Below are 2,191 nucleotides of genomic sequence, written 5' to 3'. Positions count from 1 at the left end.
GTGGTGTAGCTGGCGGCGATGGTCGCCGTGCACTCCGGCGTGGCCGGGCTGATCAGCGCGCCACGGCTGGCAGGCTGATGAACGGATCATCGCTCAACTGTCCGACGCTTTCCAGCGTCATGTAGCGGGCGCGCTGGACGGCCCACTCGTCGTTCTGTTCGAGCAGCAGGGCACCGACGAGGCGGACGATGGCGTCGTCGTTCGGGAAGATGCCGACGACATCGGTGCGCCGCTTGATCTCGCCGTTGAGCCGCTCGATCGGGTTGGTGCTGTGCAGCTTGGCCCTGTGCTCCTTCGGGAAGGTCATGTAGGCGAGCACGTCCGGCTCTGCGTTGTCGAGGATGGCGGCGAGCTTCGGCACCTTCGGCCGGATCTGGTCGGCCACGGCGCGCCATTGGGCGCTGGCGGCCTCCGGTGTCTCCTGGGCGAACGCGGTGGCGATGAAGGCCGAGACGACGCGCCGGCCGCTCTTGCCGGCGTGCGCCAGCACGTTCCGCATGAAGTGAACGCGACAGCGTTGCCAGGTGGCCGACAGCACCTTGGTCACGGCCGCCTTCAGGCCCTCATGCGCATCGGAGACGACGAGCTTGACCCCGCGCAGGCCACGCCGCGTCAGCTTGCGCAGGAACTCCGTCCAGATCGGCTCGGCCTCGGATGTGCCGATCTCCATGCCCAGCACCTCGCGCCGGCCATCGGCGTTGACGCCAACCGCGATGATGACGGCGACGGAGACGATGCGGCCGCCGCGGCGGACCTTGAGGTAGGTCGCGTCGATCCAGAGATACGGCCAGTCGCCCTCGATCGGCCGTTCGAGGAAGGCCTTCACCTTGCCGTCGATCTCCTCGCAGAGCCGCGAGACCTGGCTTTTCGATATCCCCGACATACCCATCGCCTTGACCAGGTCGTCGACCGAGCGCGTCGAGATGCCTTGAACATAGGCCTCCTGGATGACGGCCGTCAGCGCCTTCTCCGCCATGCGGCGCGGTTCCAGGAAGCCCGGGAAGTAGCTTCCCTTTCGAAGCTTCGGGATGCGCAGTTCGACGGTGCCGGCGCGAGTCTCCCAGTCCCGGTCACGGTAGCCGTTGCGCTGGGCCGTCCTGAGCGGGCTCTTCTCGCCATAACCGGCGCCGGTGGCAGCGCCCACCTCCATCTCCATCAACCGCTCGGCGGCGAAGCCAATCATCTCGCGCAGCAGGTCGGCGTCCGGGGTCTTCTCCACGAGCGCGCGCAGGTTCATCATGTCGTCGGTCATCGGTGGTCCTTCCAGAAAGGTTGGTGTCGCAACCAGACCCTACCGGAAAGCCCCGATGACCACCGCGCTACCCAGCTACACCACGCCCAGGGACGTCACCCGCTCGCGCTCGCCCAGGAGCACCGGCCAAACACAATCCTCATCGAGGACGCCGGACCGGGACAGCAACTCCTCCAGGACCTTCAACGAGACCGTCCGCCCGGCATGATTCGCCCGATCGGCAGGAAACCGGACGCGAGCAAGGCCGATCGCATGGCGGCGCAATCCGCCAAGATCGAGGCGGGGCACGTCTTCCTCCTCAAAGATGCTCCTTGGTTGCCTGACTTCCTCAATGAAGTGCTCGCCTTTCCCTTCGGCCGCCATGACGATCAGGTCGATGCCCTCTCCCAGTTCCTCGGATGGGCGGCGGTGTCACGCTTCCAACCAACAGTCGCGATGTTCGGCCCCATGATCTTCTATGGCGACGACTAGCCAGGGCGAGAATGACTCAAGGTGACACGCGGTGCGGCTTCCCCGAATTCCGTCGAAAGCGTGCGCTCAGCGGGTCGGCGACTTCTCAATGGAGACCGCCTGCGTGTTTCAGAAATTCGCGGACACCCATTCCGCTAATTCGCGGACAGCGATTTCAGTAATCGCGGGACAGTGATTCCGCTAATTCCCGGACAGTTTTCGGGGCGGATATAATGGTCGCTTCGGTGCCGTTGCGGATTCCGACGATTGCGGGCAGTGATTCCGATTGATCGCGGGCAGCGTTCCGAACGATCGCGGGCACCATTCCGAGCGAAGGCGGGCGGTCGGTTCCCGTCGGCGGCTTGATGGGTTTCACGGCCCGGCTGGGGTGTCAAGTCCGGCGCGCCTGGCGGCGGCCTTGCGCAGGCTTTCGCCCTTGAGTGTCAGCCGGTGGGCGTTGTGCACGAGCCGATCGAGGATGGCGTCGGC

3 protein-coding genes are annotated in these 2,191 nt (G+C 65.5%); 1 reads left to right on the top strand and 2 read right to left on the bottom strand.

Annotation, left to right across the window (positions count from 1 at the left end):
* Positions 1–52: 52 nt before the first annotated feature.
* A complete protein-coding gene (locus F9K34_RS18720) occupies positions 53–1,237 on the bottom strand; it encodes an IS256 family transposase (protein ID WP_291338614.1) in 1,185 nt (394 codons plus the stop codon).
* Between F9K34_RS18720 and terL the strand changes: the two genes are divergently transcribed.
* On the top strand, positions 1,118–1,723 hold the full coding sequence (gene terL, locus F9K34_RS18715; RefSeq protein ID WP_291338613.1) for a phage terminase large subunit: 606 nt from the start codon (positions 1,118–1,120) through the stop codon (positions 1,721–1,723). The genes F9K34_RS18720 and terL overlap by 120 nt on opposite strands.
* Positions 1,724–2,074: 351 nt before the next feature.
* Here terL and F9K34_RS18710 read toward each other — a convergent pair.
* On the bottom strand, positions 2,075–2,191 hold a 117-nt coding region (locus F9K34_RS18710), incomplete at its 5' end, for an ATP-binding protein (RefSeq protein ID WP_291338612.1).

This window comes from Albidovulum sp. (assembly GCF_008933605.1).
In the GTDB taxonomy this organism is placed as follows: domain Bacteria; phylum Pseudomonadota; class Alphaproteobacteria; order Rhodobacterales; family Rhodobacteraceae; genus Albidovulum.
Note: the sequence above shows the minus strand (reverse complement) of the source record. Positions and strands in the feature narration are given on the sequence as shown.

What these genes read in the sequence shown, in the direction of transcription:
- F9K34_RS18720 (WP_291338614.1), bottom strand. Translation starts at nt 1,237, where the DNA reads ATGAACCTGCGCGCGCTCGTGGAGAAGACCCCGGACGCCGACCTGCTG.